This is a genomic window from Escherichia sp. MOD1-EC7011, assembly GCF_002965005.1.
GTDB classification, from domain to species: Bacteria; Pseudomonadota; Gammaproteobacteria; order Enterobacterales; family Enterobacteriaceae; genus Escherichia; species Escherichia ruysiae.
The window spans coordinates 11,452-36,300 of sequence record NZ_PTRD01000023.1 but is presented as its reverse complement, the minus strand read 5'-3'; the positions used below and the strand labels follow the sequence as shown (position 1 = coordinate 36,300).

Below are 24,849 nucleotides of genomic sequence, written 5' to 3'. Positions count from 1 at the left end.
TAGCCTCCCGCATCTATAAAAAGGAGTTAACAACAGATGTCAGATGCAAAAAATTTACAGCAGGCAGTGGATCAGGCATATGCCCAATTTCACTCACTTAGCGGCGGGCAAAATGCCGATTACATTCCCTTTCTGGCGAATGTCCCCAGCCAACTGGCGGGGGTAGCTATTGTGACTTGCGATGGCAACGTCTATCGCGCGGGTGATAGTGATTACCGCTTTGCGCTGGAATCCATCTCGAAAGTCTGTACTTTAGCCCTCGCGCTGGAAGATGTCGGCTCGCAGGCGGTGCAGGACAAAATTGGCGCTGATCCGACCGGATTACCTTTTAATTCAGTCATTGCCTTAGAACTTCATGGTGGCAAGCCGTTGTCGCCGCTGGTAAATGCAGGCGCTATCGCCACTACCAGTCTGATCAAAGCCGATAATGCTGAACAACGCTGGCAGAGAATTTTACACATCCAACAACAACTTGCTGGTGAGCAGGTGGCGCTTTCTGAGGAAGTGAACCAGTCGGAACAGACCACCAACTTCCACAACCGGGCGATTGCCTGGCTGCTGTATTCCTCTGGATATCTCTATTGCGATGCGATGGAAGCCTGTGATGTGTACACCCGCCAGTGCTCCACGCTTATCAATACCGTTGAGCTGGCTACGCTTGGCGCGACACTGGCGGCGGGCGGTGTTAATCCGCTAAGCCAAAAACGCGTTCTCCAGGCTGACAATGTGCCGTACATCCTGGCCGAAATGATGATGGAAGGGCTGTATGGTCGCTCTGGTGACTGGGCGTATCGCGTTGGCTTACCCGGCAAAAGCGGCGTCGGTGGCGGCATTCTGGCGGTAGTGCCTGGCGTGATGGGGATTGCCGCGTTCTCGCCACCGTTGGATGAAGAAGGCAACAGTGTTCGTGGACAAAAAATGGTGGCATCGGTCGCTAAACAACTCGGCTATAACGTGTTTAAGGGCTGATCATGATGAACACGGAAGGTAATAACGGTGACAAACCTCTGGGACTATGGAATGTGGTTTCCATAGGTATCGGGGCGATGGTGGGGGCGGGGATCTTTGCCCTGTTGGGGCAAGCGGCGTTGCTAATGGAAGCCTCGACCTGGGTCGCTTTTGCTTTTGGCGGCATTGTGGCGATGTTTTCCGGATATGCCTATGCGCGCCTTGGTGCAAGTTATCCCAGCAATGGCGGGATTATTGACTTCTTTCGCCGGGGGTTAGGCAACGGTGTTTTTTCGCTGGCGCTCTCGTTGCTGTACCTGATGACGCTGGCGGTGAGTATCGCGATGGTTGCCCGTGCCTTTGGTGCTTATGCCGTGCAGTTTTTGCATGAGGGCAGCCAGGATGAGCATCTTATTTTGCTCTACGCGCTGGCGATCATTGCCCTGATGACGCTGTTCAACTCCTTAAGCAACCATGCGGTAGGGCGACTGGAAGTGATCCTTGTCGGCATCAAAATGATGATCCTGTTGTTGCTGATTATTGCGGGCGTCTGGTCGCTGCAACCGGCGCATATTTCCGTCTCTGCGCCCCCCAGCTCCGGCGCATTCTTCTCTTGTATCGGGATTACCTTCCTTGCTTATGCGGGCTTTGGCATGATGGCAAACGCGGCGGATAAAGTGAAAGATCCGGCGGTCATTATGCCGCGAGCATTTTTGCTGGCGATAGGCGTTACCACACTGCTCTATATTTCCCTGGCACTGGTGCTGCTTAGTGATGTTTCGGCATTAGAGTTAGAAAAATATGCCGATACCGCCGTAGCGCAGGCCGCTTCTCCACTGCTTGGGCATGTGGGTTATGTGATAGTGGTGATAGGTGCTTTGCTGGCGACGGCATCAGCCATCAACGCAAACCTGTTTGCGGTGTTTAATATCATGGACAACATGGGCAGCGAGCGTGAACTGCCGAAGCTAATGAATAAATCCCTGTGGCGGCAGAGTACGTGGGGCAACATCATCATAGTGGTGTTGATCATGCTGATGACGGCGGCGCTTAATTTAGGTTCCCTGGCCAGTGTTGCCAGCGCCACCTTTTTGATCTGCTACCTTGCGGTGTTTGTGGTGGCGATCCGTCTGCGTCATGATATTCACGCCTCGTTGCCAATCCTCGTTGTCGGTATGATGGTCATGCTATTGGTAATCATCGGTTTTATTTACAGTCTATGGTCCCAGGGCAGCAGCGCACTGATGTGGATTATTGGCGCACTATTACTAAGCCTTATTGTGGCAATGGTAATGAAACGGAATAAAACCATATAAAATCTACCTGCGCGCAGTGCTTTCTGTGCTGCGCCTTTATTTTTTTTCTTAATCAAATCCTCCGTCTTATACTTTTAATAAATAAGTCACAAAAAAATGGTATATACACGATAAAACTGTGATTCTTATCACTTCTTACTATGGATTATTCTCAATGCGGATGATGGTAATCTAAAACTCGTAGTGTATTCTTAATAAATAACGTATAAGCTTTTTAGCTGCATTTCTTTTAATAGGGGGAATAAAAACGAAAGAGATGCACAAGTTATTACCCTTCTTAAATAAAATGAGGCTGGTTATAAAAACCAGTTAAAATAATGACCTGGAAGGAAGTGACTTATCTATGGCGCGATTACAATTAAAAAACCGTAAAAATAAATGCCTGATATTTTTAATAAGTTTTATTGTGATGGGAGAAAACGCGCTTGCAGCGCCATTACCACAATGGGCTAACGCCCCTGCGGTTACGTCGGTTGCCAGTTTATCCTTACAGGAAAGTATATTACGCGCATTTGCGCGAAACCCCGACGTCACCCAACAGGCGGCGCAGATAGGTATTGGTGAAGCGCAAATCGATGAAGCCAAAAGTGCCTGGTATCCGCACGTTGGCTTAACCGGTAACGCGGGGCCGTCCCGACAAACGGACTCCAGCGGCAGGCTTGATAACAACGTTTCGTATGGCATAACCCTGACGCAGTTGGTGTATGACTTTGGTAAAACGAACAACGATATCAAACTGCAAACTGCCGCTCGTGACAGCTACCGATTTAAATTGATGGCAACCCTAACCGATGTCGCAGAGAAAACGGCGACCACCTATATGGAAGTTAGCCGTTATCAGGCTTTGTGCGATGCGGCTCAACGTAATATCCACTCGCTGGAAAATGTCTACAACATGGCGGCACTGCGTGCTAACGCCGGCCTGAACTCATCTTCTGATGAATTGCAGGCTCAGACACGCATTGCCGGAATGCGCTCGACGCTGGAGCAATATCAGGCGCAAATGGCGAGCGCCAAAGCGCAACTGGCGGTGCTGACTGGCGTACAGCCGGAGGCGATAGCCGCGCCACCTGCGGAATTAGCCGAGCAGCCGGTATCGCTAAAAAATATTGATTACCAGTCCATTCCGCTGGTGCTGGCGGCAGAAAATTTACGCCAGTCGGCACAGTACGGCGTGGAAAAAACCAAAGCGCAATACTGGCCGACGCTCAGTATTCAGGGAGGCAAAACGCGCTACCAGACCAGCGATCGCTCGTACTGGGACGACCAGTTACAGCTGAACGTTAACGCGCCGTTGTATCAGGGCGGTGCGGTTTCTGCCCAGGTACAACAGGCCGAAGGGCAACAAAAAATCTCCGCCTCGCAGGTCGAACAGGCAAAACTGGATGTATTACAACGGGCATCAGTGGCGTATGCCAACTGGACTGGCGCACGGGGGCGCGAAGAAGCCGGTTTAGCGCAATCCGAAAGTGCGCACAAAACGCGAGATGTGTATCAAAATGAATATAAATTAGGTAAACGCAGTCTGAATGATCTATTAACCGTCGAGCAAGATGTCTTTCAGGCGCAATCGGCTGAAATAAATGCCAGTTATGATGGCTGGGTTGCCGCAGTAAATTATGCCGCTGCGGTTAATAACCTTATTCCATTAGCGGGAATTAAACAGGGCTTATACAACGACTTACCCGATTTAAAATAATCCTGCCATTATTAATATCAGGTAGGCATCGTTGTTGAGTTATTACCTTTGTCTTATTTAGATAAATGGACTCGCTAAGGATGTGCGCCATTTATCAGGAATGCCATTATGAGCCTGATTATTGATGTTATTTCGCGAAAAACATCCGTCAAACAAACGCTGATTAATCCTGGCGACGTTACGGTTGTTATTTATGAGCCCTCTGTGGTGCAGGTTCATGCTCAGGCATCTGCCGTTGCGCGTTACGTTCGCGAAGGAAATGATCTGTTGATCTATATGCAGGATGGCACGGTTATCCGTTGCAACGGCTATTTCCTGCAAGCGGCAAATACCACTGAACAATCGGAACTGGTCTTTGCCGATGGACAACAGCTAACTCACGTAACGTTTGCCGATGCCGCAGCGGGGGGATTAGCCCCCGTAGAACTGAGCGCCCAGACCACCGCTATTGAAAGCATTGCGCCATTTCTTGATACCGTTGCTCAGACCAGCACCTTCCCGTGGGGATGGTTAGCCGGTGCGGCGGTAGGTGGCGGTGCGCTTGGCGCTTTACTGGCAAGCGGTGGCGATGACGATTCAAAAACTGAAGTGGTTAACAACCCTCCGCCACCCGCCGAGCCAGGCAATGCGACCCCATCATTTTTAGTCACCGATAATCAGGGCGATCAGCGCGGTATTCTTGCCACCAATGACATCACCGATGACACCACGCCAACCTTTAGCGGTAGCGGGCAGGCGGGTGCGACCATCCAAATCAAAGACAGCAACGGCAATACTATTGCCAGTGCTCAGGTAGACAGCAACGGGCACTGGAGCGTCTCTTTACCCACGCAAAGCGCAGGTGAACATACCTGGTCAGTGGTGCAAATTGTCGGTAGCACCATCACTGACGCTGGTTCGATAACGTTAACCATCGACGACAGCCAGGCCAGCGTGCAGGTCGCCACCACCGCAGGCGATAACATTATTAACGCCAGCGAACAGGCCGCCGGATTTACGCTTTCAGGTACGACGAGCAACTTGCCGCAGGGAACAGAACTCAGCGTCACGCTAAACGGTAAAACCTACACGACCAGCGTAGGTGCTAACGGCGCGTGGAGCGTGCAGGTGCCGACCGCTGACGCCCAGGCGTTAGGCGAAGGGAATCAGGCAGTGCTGGTCAGCGGGAAAGATGCCACGGGCAATACGGTCACCGGCGCGCAGCTGTTAACCGTCGATACCCAGCCGCCGACGCTTGCTATCAACACTATCGCCCAGGACAACATTGTCAGCGCCGCAGAACATAACGCCGCGCTGGTACTGAGCGGGACTTCGAATGCTGAAGCCGGGCAAATCGTTACACTGACAGTAAATGGTAAAAGCCATACAGCAACCGTCGGTAGCGATGGCACATGGCAGGTGGCGCTGCCTGCCGCAGAAGTGCAGGCGTTGGCAGATGGTAACTACGCCGTAAATGCCAGCGTCAGCGACCGGGCAGGAAACACCACCAGCAACAGCGCGAATTTCGTGGTAGATACCAGCGCGCCGACGATTAACGTCAACACCGTGGCGGGCGACGATATTCTTAATAATGCCGAACAGGCCGTCGCACAGATCATCTCCGGAAATGTCAGCGGTGCTTCTCCTGGCGATACGGTGACTGTGAAATTGGGCGCTCATGTCCTGACGGGCGTCGTGCTGGCAGACGGTAGCTGGAATGTGGCGCTGGATCCGGCGGTAACCCGCACGCTGGATCGCGGAGCCAATACGATTTTCGTCACTGTGACAGATGCCGCCGGAAATACCGGCGCGGCGTCTCGTGCAATCATGCTGGTAGGTGTTTCTCCGTTGATCACCATTAACACCGTCTCCGGCGATGACATTATCAGTGGCGCAGAAAAAGGTGCGCCACTGACCCTTACCGGTAGCACTCAACAGGCCGAGACAGGACAAACCGTCACAGTAACCCTCGCCGGACAGAGTTTTACCACTACCGTGCAGGCCGATGGCTCCTGGAGTCTGACAGTACCCGCTGCCAATATGGGTGATCTGCCTGACGGTGCGGTAGCGATTACCGCTTCTGTGACGGATCTCAGCGGTAATACCGGCAACACCTCCCGCACCATTACCGTCGATAGCCAGGCGCCGGCCTTAAGCATTGATCCACTGACCGCCGACAACATCATCAACGCCGCCGAAAGCGGGCAGGATCTGCACATCACTGGCACCACTGACGCCCAGCCGGGGCAGACGATAACGGTGACGCTTAACGGGCAGACGTATCAGGGCATCGTGCAGTCAGATGGCACATGGAGTGTGACGGTTCCCGCCGCCAACGTTGACGCACTGGCTGACGGCAACGCCACGGTCACCGCCAGCGTGAACGATGTTGCTGGTAACCCGAGCAGCGTTTCACGCGTGGCGCTGGTCGATGCCACGCCGCCTGTGGTGACCATTAATCCGGTGGCAAGCGATAACGTCATTAACACGCCGGAACATACCCAGGCGCAAATCATCAGCGGCACGGTTACCGGCGCGCAGGCTGGCGATATTGTCACCGTTACGCTGAATAATGTGGATTACACCACGGTGGTGGATGCTTCCGGCAACTGGAGCCTGGGCGTTCCGGCTTCCGTTGTCAGCGGGCTGGGGGACGGCAGTTATCCGATCAACGTTTCAGTGACTGACCGCGCCGGAAACAGCGGCAGCCAGGCACTCACCGTCACGGTTAATACCGCCGCGCCAGTGGTTGGAATTAATACCATTGCTGGCGATGATGTGATTAACGCCAGCGAAAAAGGAGCCGATGTCCAGATTACCGGCACCAGCGATCAGCCTGTTAATACCGTCATCACCGTGACGCTGAACGGGCAAAATTACACCACCACGACCGACGCCTCCGGCAACTGGAGCGTCACCGTTCCGGCGTCGGTGGTAACCGCATTAGGCCAGGCCAACTACACGGTGACGGCAGCGGTGACCAGTAGTATTGGCAACAGCGCCACCGCCAGCCATAACGTGCTGGTCGATAGCGCGCTGCCCGGCGTGACCATTAATCCTGTGGCGAGCGACGATATTATTAACGCCGCCGAAGCGGGCGCTGCGCAAACCATCAGCGGACAGGTGACGGGAGCAGCCGTTGGCGACACGGTAACTATTACGTTGGGCGGTAATACCTACACGACTACCGTCCAGGCTGGTTTAAGCTGGAGCGTGAGCGTTCCGGCAGCAGATATTCAGGCGTTGGGTAATGGTGATTTAACGGTTAATGCCTCGGTCACCAATCAAAACGGTAACACCGGCAGCGGCACGCGGGATATCACCATCGACGCCAATCTGCCCGGTCTGCGGGTCGATACGGTAGCGGGTGATGATGTGGTCAATATCATCGAGCACGGGCAGGCACTGGTGGTCACCGGCAGCAGTTCGGGGCTGGCTGAAGGCACGCCGCTAACCGTCACAATTAATAACGTCGAATACACTACTGCGGTGCAGGCCGATGGTAGCTGGAGCGTGGGTGTTACAGCGACGCAGGTTAGCGCCTGGCCTGCGGGGACGGTGACGGTTGCCGTGTCCGGGGAAAGTAGCGCCGGAAATCCGGTGAGCATCGCCCATTCCGTTACGGTCGATCTCACACCGGCGGCGATCGCCATCAATACCATCGCCACGGACGACGTGATTAACGCCGCAGAAAAAGGCACTGATTTAACGCTTTCCGGCACCACCACTAACGTAGAAGCCGGACAAACGGTCACCGTCACTTTTGGCGGTAAAAATTACACAGCCACGGTTGCAGGCGATGGTAGCTGGACAACCACTGTACCCGCTGCCGATTTAGCGTCATTAACCGATGGTAGCGCCACCGCGCAGGCCAGCGTCAGCAACGTCAACGGCAATAGCGCCTCGGCGGTGCATAACTACAGCGTCGATAGCAGCGCGCCGACCATCATTATCAATACTGTTGCCAGCGACAATATCGTTAACGCCAGCGAAGCCGATGCGGGCGTGACGGTGAGCGGCAGCACCACCGCTGAAGCGGGGCAGATTGTTACGGTAACGCTCAATAGCCCGACCGTGCAGACCTATCAGGCAACGGTACAGGCCGATGGCAGCTGGAGTATTACTATTCCGGCGGCAGATCTTGAGGCATTGACAGATGGTAGCCACACCCTGGCCGCCACGGTCAATGATAAAGCGGGCAACCCGGCGAGCACCACGCACAATCTGGCGGTGGATCTCACCGTTCCTGTACTCACCATCAACACCATTGCGGGCGACGATATTATTAACGCCGCCGAACACGGGCAGGCGCTGGTGATTTCCGGTTCCAGCACCGGCGGGGAAGCGGGGGATGTCGTTACCGTCACGCTAAACAGTAAAACCTATACCACGACGCTGGATGCCTCCGGCAACTGGAGCGTCGGCGTTCCGGCGGCGGATGTCACCGCGCTTGGTAGCGGCTCGCAAACTGTTACCGCCACGGTGACTGATGCGGCAGGCAACAACGATAGTGAGACGCACACGGTCACCGTCAACCTTACCGCGCCAACCATTGGCATTAACACCATCGCCACCGATGACGTGATTAACGCCACGGAAAAAGGCGCGGATCTGCAAATCAGCGGCACCAGCAACCAGCCCGCAGGCACCGCAATTACGGTGACGCTTAACGGGCAAAATTACACCGCGACGACGGACGCAGCAGGTAACTGGAGCACCACGGTGCCCGCTTCCGCAGTAGGTGCGCTGGGCGAAGCCAGCTACACGGTGACGGCGAACGTCACCGACAGCGCAGGTAACAGCAATTCCGCCAGCCATAACGTGCAGGTCAATACCGCGCTGCCTGGCGTCACCATTAATCCGGTGGCGAGCGACGATATTATTAACGCCGCCGAATCGGGCGTGGCGCAGACCATCAGCGGCCAGGTGACGGGCGCGGCGGCGGGCGATACCGTCACCGTAACGCTGGGCGGGAAAACCTACACCGCCACCGTGCAGGGCAATTTAAGCTGGAGCGTGGACGTTCCGGCGGCGGATATTCAGGCCATCGGTAATGGCGATCTGACGGTTAACGCCTCGGTAACCAACGGCGTTGGCAATACCGGCAGCGGTTCGCGCGATATTGTGATAGACGCCAACCTGCCGGGTCTGCGCGTTGATACCGTGGCGGGCGATGATGTGGTCAACAGCATCGAGCACGCTCAGGCGCTGGTGATCACCGGTAGCAGCAGTGGGCTGGCGACGGGCGCGGCACTGACGGTGGTGATTAACACGGTCACTTACGCTGCAACAGTATTAGCCGATGGCACATGGAGCGTTGGCGTTCCGGCGGCAGATGTGGGCAACTGGCCTGCGGGGACGGTGAATATCACGGTTTCAGGCGCCAGTAGCGCCGGAAACCCGGTCACTATTACCCACCCGGTCACCGTCGATCTGGCGGCGGTGGCGATCTCCATTAACACCGTTTCCGGTGATGATGTGATTAACGCCGCCGAAAAAGGGGCAGATTTAACCCTGTCCGGTAGCACCTCTGGCGTGGAAGCGGGGCAAACGGTCACCGTCACCTTTGGCGGAAAAACCTATACCGCGACCGTAGCGGGCGATGGTAGCTGGACAACCACCGTGCCTGTAGCCGATCTCAACGCGTTACGCGATGGCGACGCCACGGTACAGGCCAGCGTCAGCAACGTTAACGGCAACACGGCTTCGGCGACGCACGCCTATAGCGTCGATGCCACGGCACCGACACTTGCCATTAACACCATCGCCACTGACGATATTCTTAACGCCGCCGAGGCGGACAATCCGTTAACCATCAGCGGCACCACTACCGCTGAAGCGGGGCAGATGGTCACCGTTACCCTTAATGGCGTGACTTATACTGGCACCGTCCAGGCGGACGGAAGCTGGAGCGTCAGCGTGCCGACAACGGATCTCAGCAATCTGACCGCCAGCCCGTACACCGTCAGCGCCTCGGTAAACGACAAAGCGGGTAACCCGGCGTCCGCAACTCACGGTCTGGCGGTGGATCTCACCGTGCCGGTGCTGACCATCAACATCGTCTCCGGCGATGACATTATTAACGCCGCCGAACACGGGCAGGCGCTGGTAATCTCCGGTTTCAGCACAGGTGGGGAAGCAGGCGATGTCATCACCGTCACGTTAAACAGTAAAACCTACACCACCACGCTGGACGCTTCCGGCAACTGGAGCGTCGGCGTTCCGGCGGCAGATGTCACTGCGCTGGGCAGCGGCGCACAAACCATCACCGCGACCATTACCGACGCGGCAGGCAACAGCGACGACGCCAGCCGCACGGTTACTGTGAATCTCACCTCGCCGACAATTGGCATCAACACCATTGCTACAGATGACGTGATTAACGCCACGGAAAAAGGCGCGGATCTGCAAATCACCGGCACCAGTAATCAGCCAGCGGACACTACGGTTACGGTGACGCTAAACGGTCAAAATTACACTGCCACTACCGATAGCAACGGCAACTGGATCGCCACGGTGCCAGCCTCGGCGGTTAGCGCGCTGGGTGAGGCCAACTACACAGTAACGGCAAACGTCACTGACACGGCAGGCAACAGTAATTCCGCCAGCCATAATGTGCTGGTCAACAGCGCGCTGCCTGGCGTTACCATTAACCCGGTGGCGAGCGATGACATCATTAACGCTACCGAATCGGGCAATGCACAAACCATCAGCGGGCAGGTCACGGGTGCGGCGCAGGGAGATACGGTCACCATTACGCTGGGCGGCAATACCTACACCGCCACGGTGCAGGCTAATTTAAGCTGGAGCGTCAGCGTTCCGGCGGCGGATATTCAGGCGCTGGGTAATGGCTCCTTGACGGTTAACGCCTCGGTGACCAACGTCGTCGGCAACACCGGCAGCGTCTCGCGAGACATCACTATCGATGCCAATCTGTCTGGCCTGCGTGTCGATACCGTAGCGGGTGATGATGTTATTAACAGCATTGAGCACAATCAGGCGCTGGTGATCACCGGGAGCAGCAGCGGATTAACGGTGGGAACCGCGTTAACGGTCGTTATCAATAACGTCACTTACGGCGCGACAGTGTTAGCCGACGGCACATGGAACCTCGGCGTTCCGGCGGCAGACGTCAGTAACTGGCCTGCGGGTACGGTGGATATCACGGTAAGCGGCACCAACAGCGCCGGAACAACCTCCACCATTACCCATCCAGTCACCGTCGATCTGGCGGCGGTCGCTATCACCATTAACACCCTTTCCGGCGATGATGTGATCAACGCCGTCGAAAAAGGCGAAACGCTGGTCGTAAGCGGCAGCACCAGCGGCGTGGAAGCCGGGCAGACGGTGACCGTGACCTTCGGCGGCAAAAATTACACCGCTACCGTGGAAGCCAACGGTAGCTGGACGGTGAATGTGCCGCCTGCCGATCTCGCTGCGCTGCCGGACGGCGCGGGCAACGTGCAGGCGAGCGTCAGCAACATTAACGGTAACAGCGCCCAGGCCGATCGCGCGTACAGCGTCGATGCCACCGCGCCGCTTGTGACCATTAACACCATCGCCAGCGACGATACTCTCAACGTGAGCGAAGCGGGCGCGGGGATAACCATCAGCGGTACCACCACGGCACAGGCCGGACAGACGCTGACCGTCACGCTCAATAACAACACGTACCAGACCACCGTTCTCGCGGATGGCACCTGGAGCGTGAATGTTCCGGCAACGGATTTGAGCGGATTAACCGCCAGTAGCTATACCGTGACTGCGACGGTGAGCGATAAAGCGGGTAACCCGGCAAACGCCGACCACTCGCTGGCGGTTGATATCACCGCGCCGGATCTCACCATTAATACCGTCGCGGGCGATGACATTATCAACGCCATCGAACACGGTCAGGCGCTGGTGGTGAGCGGCACCAGCACGGGCGCGGCGGCGGGTGATGTGGTAACCGTCACGCTGAACGGTAAAAACTACACCACCACGCTGGACGCCTCCGGTAACTGGAGTGTGGGCATTCCGGCGGCGGATGTCACGGCGCTGGCAACCGGAAGCCAGACGATCACCGCCAGCCTGAGCGATCGCGCGGGCAACAGCGACAGTACGACTCACGATGTGACCGTTGATCTCAGCGGCCCGACGCTGACCATCAACACCGTCTCCGGCGATGACATCATTAACAATACCGAGAAAACCCAGGATCTGATCATCAGCGGCGGATCCAGCGGTCTGGCGACCGGCACCACGGTCACCGTGATGTTGAACGGACTGGCGTACAGCGCCACCACCGATAGTGCTGGCAACTGGAGCGTTACCGTGCCGGCTTCGGCAGTCGGCGCATTAGGCGAGGCGGTGTACCAGATTAGCGCCAGCGCCACCGACAGCGCCGGCAACAGCGGCGCTACCACCCATACGGTGAATGTCGAATCGCTCCTGCCTGGGGTGATCATTAATACCGTGGCAGGCGATGACATTATCAACGCGGCTGAAAGCGGTGTTAACCAGACTATTAGCGGCCAGGTAACGGGGACGGCGCAGGCGGGGAATACGGTGACGGTCACGCTTGGTGGCAACCAGTATACCGCTACCGTGCAACCAGATTTAAGCTGGAGTGTCAGCGTGCCGGCGGCAGATTTGCAGGCGTTGGGTAACGGTGAGCTGACCATCAGCGCCTCGGTGACCAACACCACAGGCAATACCGGCACCGCCACGCACGACATCGTGATAGACGCTAACCTGCCTGGTCTGCGCGTCGATACCGTGGCAGGCGATGATGTGGTCAATATTATCGAACACGGTCAGGCGCTGGTTGTCACTGGTAGCAGTACCGGACTGGCGGTGGGGACGCCACTAACCGTGGAAATCAACAGCGTCACCTATGGCGCAACGGTATTAGCCGATGGCACCTGGAGCGTGGGCGTTCCGGCGACGGATGTCGCTAACTGGCCTGCGGGGACAGTCGATATTACGGTTACAGGCACTAACACCGCCGGAACAACTACCAGTATTAGCCATCCGGTCACAGTCGATCTCGCTGACGTGGCGATTACCATCAATACACTTTCCGGCGACGATGTGATTAACGCCGCCGAAAAGGGCAGTGATTTGCAGCTTTCCGGCACCACCTTCGGCGTGGAGGCGGGGCAGACTATTACCGTTATTTTTGGCGGCAAAAGCTACACCACGACGGTCGCTGCGGATAATACCTGGGGGATGACGGTTCCGGCAGCGGATCTCACGGCTTTACCGGACGGTGCAGCAAACGTACAAGCCAGCGTCAGCAACGTAGCTGGCAACATTGCCCAGACAATACATGCTTACAGCGTTGATGCCACCGCGCCCTCTGTCACCATCAACACCATCGCCACGGACGATATTCTTAATGCCGCCGAAGCCGGAACGGCGCTGACCATCAGCGGCACCAGCACGGCAGAAGCCGGGCAGATGGTGACCGTGACGCTAAACGGCGTCAATTACAGCGGCAACGTACAAGCAGACGGAAGCTGGAGCATCAGCGTACCAACTGGCGATTTAGCGAATCTCACCGCCAGCTCGTATACCGTCAACGCAGCGGTCAGCGACAAAGCCGGAAATCCGGCCTCGGCAACGCATAATCTGGCGGTGGATCTGATTGCCCCAGTCGTCACCATCAACACGGTGGCGGGCGACGACATCATCAACGCCACTGAACACGGACAGGCGCAGATTATCAGCGGCTCGGCAACGGGCGCGACCACAGGTAACACGGTTTCCGTGACGATTGGCACGACCACCTACACCACCGTGCTGGACGCCAACGGCAACTGGAGCATCGGCGTGCCTGCCAGCGTGATTTCCGCACTGGCGCAGGGCGATGTGACCATTACCGCCACGGTCACCGACTCCGCAGGCAACAGCGGCATAGCTTCGCACATCGTCAGCGTGGCGCTCGGTGCTCCGGTACTCGGCATTAACACCATCGCCGTCGACGACATCATCAACGCCACGGAGAAAGGCGCGGATCTGGCGATTTCCGGCAGCAGCAACCAGCCTGCGGGCACGCAGGTAACCGTGATGCTCAACGGGCAAAATTACACCACCACAGCCGATGCTTCCGGTAACTGGAGCGTGACCGTTCCGGCGTCTGCGGTTGGTACGCTTGGTGAAGCGACTTACACGGTGACCGCCGCCGCTACTGACTCCGCTGGCAACAGCGGTTCCGCCAGCCATAACGTACAGGTCAATACCGCGCTGCCTGGCGTCACCATTAACGTTGTGGCAACGGACGATATTATTAACGCCGCCGAAGCTGGGGTAGATCAAACTATCAGCGGTCAGGTTACAGGCGCAGCGGCGGGCGACACGGTAACCGTCACGCTGGGTGGCGAGACTTACACGGCGACAGTGCAGGCCAATTTAAGCTGGAGTATTAATGTTCCGGCAGCCGCTTTACAGGCGTTGGGCAACGGCGAGTTGAGCATTTCGGCTTCGGTGACGAACAGCGTGGGCAATACTGGCAGCGGTACGCGTGACATTACCATTGACGCTAATCTCCCAGGTCTGCGGGTCGATACGGTCGCTGGCGATGATGTGGTGAATATCATCGAGCACGGTCAGGCACTGGTGGTAACCGGCAGCAGTTCTGGTCTGGCAGCGGGTGCCGTACTCACGGTTTCGATTAATAGCCAGAACTATAGCGCAACGGTTTTAGCCGATGGTTCATGGAGCGTCGGCGTTCCGGCGGTGGATGTCAGCGCCTGGCCTGCGGGGACGGTCACGATTACGGCGAGTGGTAGCACCACCGCCGGAAATCCGGTCAGCGTCACGCACCCGGTCACCGTCGATCTCACGGCGATTGCCGTCAGCATCAACGCCATTACCGCTGATGATGTGATTAACGCCGCCGAAAAAGGCGCGGCGTTAACTCTCTCCGGCAGCACGTCCGGCGTGGAGGCCGGGCAAACGGTCACCGTCACCTTTGGCGGCAAAAACTACACAGCAAGCGTCGCGGCGAATGGTTCGTGGAGCACCACGGTTCCGGCGGCGGATATGGCAGCCCTGCGTGATGGCGATGCCAGCGCACAGGCCAGCGTCAGCAACGTTAACGGCAACAGCGCCACCACCACCCACGCTTACAGCGTCGATGCCAGCGCGCCAACGGTCACCATCAACACCATCGCCACGGACGATATTCTTAATGCCACCGAAGCCGGTACGGCGCTGACCATCACCGGCAGCAGCACGGCGGAAGCGGGGCAGACGGTGACCGTCACGCTCAATGGCACAAACTATACCGGCACCGTACAAACGGACGGTAGCTGGAGCGTCAGCGTGCCGCCAGCAGCGTTAAGCGCCTTGACCGCCAGTAACTACACCGTCAGCGCGGCGGTGAGCGACAAAGCCGGAAACCCGGCCTCCGCTAACCATAACCTGACGGTGGATACTTCCGTTCCGATTGTCACCATCAACACGGTGGCGGGTGATGATGTGATCAACGCGACTGAACACGCCCAGGCGCAGATTATCAGCGGCTCCGCCACGGGTGCGGCAACCGGTAGCACCGTGACGGTGACTATCGGCACCAATACCTTCACCACCGTGTTGGATGCCAGCGGTAACTGGAGCGTCGGCGTACCGGCAAGCGTTGTCTCGGCACTGGCGAACGGCACGGTGACCATCAACGCCAGCGTCACCGATGCCGGGGGCAACAGCGGCAGCGCCACGCATCAGGTGACGGTCAATACCGGCCTGCCAACCATTACCTTTAACGCCATCAGCGGCGATAACGTGCTGAATGCCGATGAAAAAGGTCAGCCGTTGACCATTAGCGGTAGCAGTACGGGGCTGGCGACGGGCGCGCAGGTCACCGTCACGCTCAACGGTCATAACTACAGCGCCACCACCGACGCGGCGGGCAACTGGACGTTAACCGTACCGGTGAGCGATCTGGCGGCCTTAGGCCAGGCTAACTATACGGTCAGCGCCAGCGCCACCAGTGCGGCAGGCAACACCGCCAGCAGCCAGGCGAATTTACTGGTCGACAGCGGCCTGCCGGGCGTCACCATCAATACTGTGGCGGGTGACGATATTATCAACGCCGCCGAAGCCGGGGCCGATCAAACCATCAGCGGAGTGGTCACTCGCGCCGCCGCAGGCGATACGGTTACCATCACGCTGGGTGGCAATACTTATACTGCACAAGTTCAGGCCGATTTAAGCTGGAGCGTCAGCGTTCCGGCAGCCGATTTACAGGCGTTGGGTAATGGTGATTTGACCATTAACGCCTCGGTCACCAACGCTAATGGCAATACTGGTAGCGGCACGCGGGATATCACCATTGACGCCAACCTGCCAGGTCTGCGCGTGGATACCGTCGCGGGCGATGATATCGTCAACAGCATAGAGCACGGACAGGCGCTGGTGATCACTGGTGGCAGTAGCGGTTTGAATACCGGCGCCGTGCTGACGGTCACCATCAACGGCACGGCCTATGCGGCCACGGTACAGGCGGATGGTAGCTGGAGCGTAGGTATTCCGGCGGCAAACGTCAGCGCCTGGCCTGCGGGGCCGTTAACCGTTGAGGTAGCAGGGCAGAGCAGCGCCGGAAACCCGGTCAGCGTCAGCCATCCGTTCACCGTCGATTTAACGGCGGTGGCAATCAGCATCAACACCGTTGCCAGCGACGACGTAATTAATGCCGCCGAAAAAGGTGCCGATCTGACCCTTTCCGGCAGCACCAGCGGGATTGAAAGCGGGCAAACTGTTACCGTTACTTTTGGCGGCAGAACCTACACCGCAAGCGTCGCCGCCAACGGGAGCTGGAGCGTAACTGTTCCGGCGGCGGATCTGGCAACCCTGCCAGACGGCGCGGCAAACGTGCAGGCCAGCGTCAGTAGCGCGAGCGGCAACAGCGCCTCGGCGACCCATGCGTATAGCGTCGATGCCAGCGCACCGACGCTCACCATAAACACCATTGCCAGCGATGACATCCTTAACGCCACAGAGGCAGGAAGCCCGCTCACCATCAGCGGCACCAGCACCGCCGAAACCGGGCAGACGGTCACCGTCACCCTTAACGGCGCAACCTACAGCGGCAATGTACAGGCGGACGGTAGCTGGAGCGTCAGTGTTCCCACTTCAGCCTTAGGTGCGCTGACCGCAAGCAATTACACCGTCAGCGCCACGGTCAACGACAAAGCGGGCAACCCCGGCAGCACGAGCCATAATCTGGCGGTAGACACCACCGAGCCAGTTCTCACCATTAACACCGTCGCGGGCGATGACATCATCAACGATGCCGAACACGCGCAGGCGCTGGTGATCTCCGGCACCAGCACCGGCGGGGAGGCGGGCGATGTGGTGAGCGTTGTGCTCAACGGCAAAACATATACCACCACGCTGGATGCCTCCGGTAACTGGAGCGTTGGTGTTCCGGCGGCGGATATGACGGCACTGGGTAGCGGTGCACAGACCATCACTGCCAGCGTCAGCGATCGGGCGGGTAACAGCGACGACGCCAGCCGCACCGTGACCGTCAGCCTCAGCGCGCCAGTGATTAGCATCAACACCATCGCGGGCGATGATGTGATCAACGCGACGGAAAAAGGATCGAATCTGGCGCTTTCCGGCACCAGCGATCAACCCGTAGGTACGGCGGTCACCGTGACGCTGAACGGACAAAACTACAGTACCACCATCGATGCTTCCGGCAACTGGAGCGTTACCGTTCCCGCTTCGGCGGTCAGTGCGCTGGGCGAAGCGGCCTACAGCGTGACGGCGAGCGTCACCAACGCCCAGGGCAACAGCAGCACCGCCAGCCATAACGTACAGGTCAATACCGCGCTGCCGGGCGTCACCATCAATCCGGTGGCGACGGACGATATTATCAACGCCGCCGAAGCAGGCAGTGCGCAAACCCTCAGCGGCCAGGTCACCGGGGCGGCGGCGGGCAGCACCGTCACCGTTGAACTGGGCGGTAAAACTTACACCGCCACCGTCCAGCCAGATTTAAGCTGGAATGTGAGCGTACCTGCCGCCGACTGGCAGGCGTTGGGTAACGGTGAGTTAACGGTTAACGCCTCGGTGACCAGCGCCGTTGGCAACACCGGCAGCGGCACGCGCGATATCACCATCGATGCCAGTCTGCCAGGTCTGCGGGTGGATACCGTTGCGGGCGATGATGTGGCCAATATCATCGAACACGCTCAGGCACAGGTGATCACCGGCAGCAGTTCCGGCTTTGCGGCAGGCACGGCGTTGACGGTGGTGATAAATAACCAAACTTACGCCGCCACGGTGCTGGCGAACGGCACCTGGAGCGTCGGCGTTCCGGCGGCGGATGTCAGCAACTGGCCTGCGGGAACGCTGAATATTACCGTTAGCGGGGCGAACAGTGCCGGAACGCAAACCAGTATTACCCATCCGCTGACCGTTGATCTCACCGCCGTCGCCATCAGCATGAACAGCATCACCAGCGATGATGTGATTAATGCCGTTGAAAAAGGTGCAGCGTTAACGCTCTCCGGCAGCACCTCCGGCGTCGAAGCGGGGCAAACCGTCACCGTCACCTTTGGCGGTAAAACCTACACCACCACGGTGGCGGCAAACGGTAGCTGGAGCACCACCGTTCCGGCAGCGGATATGGCGGCTCTGCGTGATGGCGATGCCAGCGCCCAGGTGCGGGTGACAAACGTTAACGGCAACAGCGCCACGGCAACGCATGAATACAGCGTCGATAGCGCCGTGCCAACGGTGACTATCAACACCCTTGCCAGCGATAACATCATCAACGCCAGCGAAGCGGCAGCGGGCGTAACGGTATCCGGCACCAGCACGGCGGAAGCGGGGCAAACGCTGACCGTCACGCTTAACGGCAGTAACTACCAGACCACGGTGCAGGCAGACGGGAGCTGGAGCTTAACGCTGCCTGCCGGCGACTTAACCGCGCTTGCCAATAATGGCTACACCCTGACCGCTACGGTCAGCGATCTGGCGGGTAACCCTGGCAGCGCCAGTAAAGGCGTGACCGTCGATACCACCGCGCCGGTGATCAGTTTTAACACCGTGGCGGGCGATGATGTGATTAACAACGTCGAACACACCCAGGCGCAGATTATCAGCGGCGCCGCCACGGGCGCGGTAGCTGGCGACCGCCTGGTGGTGACCATCGCCGGGCAGCAGTATGTCACCAGCACCGATGCCAGCGGCAACTGGAGCGTCGGCGTGCCTGCCAGCGTGATTTCCGGCCTTACGGATGGCACGGTGACCATCAGCGCCACCATCACCGATAGCGCAGGCAACAGCAGCACCCAAACGCATAACGTGCAGGTCAATACGGCGGCGGTATCGCTCTCGGTCAGCACCATCAGCGGCGATAACCTCATTAACGCCGCCGAAGCAGGCAGTGCGCTGACCCTTAGCGGCACCGGCACCAATTTTGCGACAGGCACAGTGGTGACCGTGTTGCTTAACGGCAAAGGCTACAGCGCCACCATTCAAAGCAACGGGAGCTGGAGCGTGAATGTGCCAGCGGCAGACGTCGCGGCACTTGCGGATGGCACCAGCTATACGGTTAGCGCCTCCGCTCAGGACAGCGCCGGAAACAGCGCCACGGCCTCGCGCAGCGTGGCGGTAGATCTCACCGCGCCGGTTATCAGCATCAACACCGTTTCAACGGACGACCGACTCAACGCCGCCGAACAGCAGCAGCCGTTAACCCTTAATGGATCGACCAGCGCGGAAGTGGGGCAGACGGTCACCGTGACCTTTGGCGGCAAAACCTATACCGCCACGGTTGCCGCCAATGGCACCTGGGCGCTGAACGTGCCTGCGGCGGATCTGGCAGCGTTCGGGCAGGGCGCGCAGACCATTACCGCCAGCGTGAACGATCGCGCCGGTAACCCCGGTCAAACCACGCACGCCCTGACCGTCGATACCGTTGCGCCAACGGTCACCATCGCCACCGTGGCGGGCGACGATATTATCAACAACGTCGAGCAGCTTGCCGGGCAGATCATCAGCGGCGCCACCACCGCCGAAGTGGGTCAGACGGTGACCGTTACCTTTAACGGTCAGAGCTGGAGTGCAACGGTTGGCAGCGGTGGAAGCTGGTCAGTGTTTATTCCGGCGCAGCAGTTTGCCGGATTAAGCGACGGCAGCTACACCATCAGCGCGTCGGTCAGCGATCAGGCCGGAAACCCCGGCAGCGGCAGCCGTGGCGTCACGTTGAACGGCGACGTCCCCACCGTCACCATCAACACCTTTGCGGGCGATGATGTGGTGAACGCGGCGGAACACGGTTCGTCTCTGGTTATCAGCGGCACCACCACCGCGCCGGTCGGCCAGACGCTGACTCTTACCTTAAACGGCAAAACCTACACCACCACGGTGCAGACCGGCGGTAGCTGGAGCTACACTCTCGGTAGCGCCGATGTCACCGCGCTGGCGGATGGCAACGCCTATGTGATTAACGCCTCGGTCACTAACGCCATTGGCAACACCGGCAGCAGCAATCACACTATCACCGTCGATCTCAGCGCCCCGGCGATGGGGATTAATATCGATTCCCTGCAAGCCGATACCGGCCTTAGCGCCAGCGACTTTATCACCAGCGTCAGCCCGGTGGTGGTCAATGGCTCACTCACCGCCGCGCTTGCCAGTAACGAGACGGCGCAAATCAGTATCGACGGCGGCGCAACCTGGAGCACGCTCACCGTGACCGGCACGACCTGGCGCTATAACGACAGCCGCACGCTGACTGATGGCAACTATCTCTATCAGGTGCGGGTGATTGATGCGGCGGGCAATGTCGGTGCGACTGACAGCCAGAACGTGGTGATCGACACCATCGCGCCAGATCCAGCGGTGAAAACCATCGCCATCAGCGCGATCACCACCGATACTGGATTGATCACTAACGATTTTATCACCAGCGACACGACGCTGGCGGTGAGCGGCACGCTGGGGGCGACGCTTTCTGCCGGCGAGTTCGCGCAAATCAGTATCGATGGCGGCACCACCTGGCAGAATCTTTCGGTAAGCGGTTTGACCTGGACGTACCTTGATGGGCGCACGCTGACTGACGGCAACTACAACTATCAGGTGCGGGTTATCGACATCGCCGGAAATATCGGCGCGACCGCCAGCCAGATTGTCACCGTTGACACCAGCGCGCCGCTGGCGAGCAAAACCATCGTCATTGCGGGCATTAGCGATGACACCGGCTTAAGCAGCAGCGATTTTGTTACTCGCGACACGACGCTGACCGTGCGCGGGACGCTCGGCGCGGCGCTTGCCGCCGATGAACGGGCGCAAATCAGCCTCGACGGCGGTGTCACCTGGACTACGTTAACCGTTATCGGCACCAGCTGGAGCTATGCCGATGGTCGCACACTGACCGACGGCACCTGGAACTACACGGTGCGGGTGGTGGATCTGGCGGGGAACGTCGGGCAGACCGCGACGCAAAACGTGGTGGTCGATACCACCAGCCCGGAAGCGGCGAAAAGCATCACCATTACCGGTATCAGCGATGACACCGGAGCCAGCAGCAGCGACTTTATTACCAGCGATACTACGCTTACCGTGCGCGGCGTGCTGGGCGCGGCGCTCGGCGCTAACGAATTCGCGCAAATCAGTACCGACAACGGCGCAACCTGGGTGAACGTGACGCTGGCGGCAGACGGCCTTAACTGGACATACGCTGATGGGCGCACGTTGACTAACGGCACGACAACCTGGCTGGTGCGGGTGGTCGATCTGGCGGGCAACGTTGGTGCCACCGGCAGCCAGTCGGCGCAGATTGATACCGTTAACCCGGCGCAGGTGTTGACCATCGCTAGCATCAGCACCGATACGGGGAGTTCGGCAACTGACTTTATCACCAGCGATACCTCGCTCACGCTGACCGGCTCGCTGGGCGCGGGGCTTGCCAGCGGCGAAGTGGCGCAGATTAGCCTTGATGGCGGCCGACCTGGACTACGCTCACCACCAACGGCACGCAGTGGACCTACACCGACAGCCGCACATTGACCGACGGCAGCTACGTTTATCAGGTGCGGGTGCTGGATCTGGCGGGAAATACCGGCCCGGTGGTGTCGAAAACGGTGGTGGTCGATACGATTAACCCCACCGCCACGCCAGGTATTGTGTCGTATACCGATGATGTCGGGCAGCGGCAGGGGACGTTAAGCAGTGCGCAGGCTACCGACGATACCACGCCGCTGCTGAACGGTGTACTTTCCGCGCCGCTTGCCAGCGGTGAAGTCGTTTACCTCTACCGCAACGGCCTGCTGTTAGGCGCGGTAACGATGGTCGGCGCACTGAACTGGACCTACAGCGACAGTGGTCTGGTCAGCGGTGCCTATACCTACAGCGCGCGAGTGGTGGATCTGGCGGGGAATATCACCTCCTCCAGTGATTTTATCCTGACAGTCGATACCTCTATTCCGACGACGCTGGCGCAAATCACCAGCCAGACCACGCGTGACACCACGCCAATTATCAGCGGCGTAATCACCGCTGCGCTTGCCAGTGGGCAGTACGTCGAAGTGGTGATCAACGGCAAAACCTACACCTCACAGCCGGGCGGCGCGGTAGTGGTCGATCCGGCGCACAATACCTGGTATGTGCAACTGCCGGATACCGATGTGCTGGCAGCGTCCGCAACTGCTTATAACATCACCGCGCAGGTGAAAAGCTCGGCGGGCAACGGCAACACCGCCAACGTCAGCAATGGCACGGTGACAGTCAACGCGGCAATTGACTACACGCCAGCCTGGACGACCGCCAATAAAACAACGGCCTGGGGGCTGACCTACGGCCTCGACACGCACGGAATGTGGACGGTGCTGGCCAACCAGCAGGTGATGCAATCTACCGACCCGCTTACCTGGTCGAAGACCGCCCTGACGCTGTATCAGAGCGGCAACAACTACGCCACCAGTTCCATTGCCGATTACGACCGTAACGGTACGGGCGATCTGTTTATTACCCGTGATGATTACGGCACGGGCTATATCAACGGCTTTACCAATAACGGCGACGGCACGTTTTCCAGTGCCATTCTGGTCGCCGTTGGCACTCTGACGTGGTATGGCTCGGTAGTGGCGTTTGATAAAGAGGGCGACGGCTATCTTGATTTCTGGATTGGCGACGCCGGGGGGCCAGACTCCAATACCTTCCTGTGGAACAACGCGGGCACCCTGGTAGGCAACTCCACTGTTGCCAACAACGGGGGGAGCGCCACGGTCGGCGGGGCGGTGACGGGGTATCTTTCACTCAACGAGGGTTCTGGCGTTGATCTTAACAACGACGGCAGGATTGACCTGGTTCAGCACACCTTCAACCTGAACAACTATTACACGCTGTCCTCGCTCATCAGCCAGGGCAACGGCACGTTTGTCTGGGGGCAGAACACCATCAATACCTTCCTCAGCACGGCGGGCAGCGGCGGCAACTCGACGTCTGTCTCCATGACCTGGGCGGATTTCGATGGCGACGGCGATATGGATCTCTTCCTGCCCGCCAGCCAGGGAAGAGCTAACTACGGCTCCCTGTTATTCAACACCAACGGCGTGCTGGGAAATCCGGTGGCGGTGGGGGCAACGGCGACGACCTACGCCAGCCAGTTTAGCCTGGCGGTGGACTGGAACCACGACGGTCTGATGGATATCGCCCGTATTGCCCAGACCGGACAATCCTACCTTTACACCAACGTTGGCGGAGCCAGCAACTGGACGCAGTCGGTACTCGGCGGCAGCCAGAGCGGCACCACCAGCGGCGTGGCGGCAATGGACTACGACTGGGACGGCGCGGTGGATGTACTGGTGACCAAACAGTCGGGCAGCGTGTTCCTGATCCGCAACACCAACACGGTGAGCTACGGCACTTCGCTGCACCTGCGCATTACCGATCCCAACGGCATTAACGTTTATTACGGCAATACCGTAAAACTGTACAACTCGGCGGGAGTGCTGGTCGCCACGCAAATCATCAACCCGCAGTCGGGGATGGGGGTTAACGACACCTCGGCGCTGGTCAACTTCTACGGGCTGAACGCCGGAGAAACCTACAACGCCGTGCTGATCAAATCCACTGGCGCGACTGCCAGCAATATCGATCAGACGGTAAACACCACCTGGGGCGGCTTACAGGCTACCGATGCCACTCACGCTTACGATCTCAGCGCCGAAGCCGGGACGGCGAGCAATAACGGCAAGTTCGTCGGCACCGGTTATAACGACACCTTTTTTGCCACCGCAGGCACCGACACCTACGACGGTTCCGGCGGCTGGGTGTACAGCTCTGGCACCGGAACCTGGCTGGCAAACGGCGGGATGGACGTGGTTGATTTCCGCCTTTCGACGGTGGGCGTGACCGCTAACTTAAGCAGCACAGCCGTGCAGGCCACCGGCTTTAACACCTCGACATTTACCAATATCGAAGGCATTTCCGGCTCGAATTTTAACGACACTCTGACCGGCAGCACGGGTGATAACCAACTGGAAGGACGCGGCGGTAATGACACCATTAACATCGGCAACGGCGGGCACGACACCTTGCTCTATAAACTGCTCAACGCCAGCGACGCTACCGGGGGCAACGGCTCAGACGTGGTGAATGGCTTTACGGTAGGGACATGGGAGGGCACCGCCGACACCGATCGCATTGATATTCGTGAACTGTTGCAGGGCAGCGGCTACACCGGAAACGGCAAAGCCAGCTATGTCAACGGTGTGGCAACGCTGGATGCGCAGGCCGGAAACATCGGTGATTTTGTCAAAGTTACCCAGAGCGGCAGCGACACCATCGTGCAGATCGACCGCGACGGCACAGGTGGCGGCTTTGCGACAGCTAACGTGGTCACGCTGACGGGCGTGCATACCGACCTCGCCACTTTGCTGGCGAATCATCAGTTGATGGTGGTGTAGA

The 24,849-nt window shown here is 58.4% G+C and carries 3 protein-coding genes and 1 pseudogene; all 4 read left to right on the top strand.

The features are described 5' to 3' along the window. Window positions 1–36 precede the first annotated feature (36 nt). The 4 genes and pseudogenes from glsA to A7098_RS11250 all read left to right on the top strand — a co-directional run bounded on the left by glsA (window position 37) and on the right by A7098_RS11250 (window position 24,848). Window positions 37–969, top strand: a complete 933-nt coding sequence (glsA, locus tag A7098_RS11265; protein WP_032224818.1) for a glutaminase A — start codon at window positions 37–39, stop codon at window positions 967–969. Window positions 970–971: 2 nt separating this feature from the next. Then, window positions 972–2,264 carry an APC family permease gene (locus A7098_RS11260; protein WP_000982146.1) on the top strand — a complete coding sequence of 431 codons (1,293 nt, stop codon included), beginning with the start codon at window positions 972–974 and terminating at the stop codon, window positions 2,262–2,264. Window positions 2,265–2,607: 343 nt separating this feature from the next. Next, a complete protein-coding gene (locus tag A7098_RS11255) occupies window positions 2,608–3,963 on the top strand; it encodes a TolC family outer membrane protein (RefSeq protein ID WP_000113318.1) in 1,356 nt (451 codons plus the stop codon). A 108-nt stretch (window positions 3,964–4,071) separates the two neighbouring features. Beyond that, window positions 4,072–24,848 (top strand): annotated as a pseudogene (locus tag A7098_RS11250) (Ig-like domain-containing protein). Window position 24,849: the final 1 nt, after the last annotated feature.

Coding starts and splice junctions, on each gene's coding strand:
- A7098_RS11255 (WP_000113318.1), top strand. CDS start 2,608: ATGGCGCGATTACAATTAAAAAACCGTAAAAATAAATGCCTGATATTT.
- A7098_RS11260 (WP_000982146.1), top strand. CDS start 972: ATGATGAACACGGAAGGTAATAACGGTGACAAACCTCTGGGACTATGG.
- glsA (WP_032224818.1), top strand. CDS start 37: ATGTCAGATGCAAAAAATTTACAGCAGGCAGTGGATCAGGCATATGCC.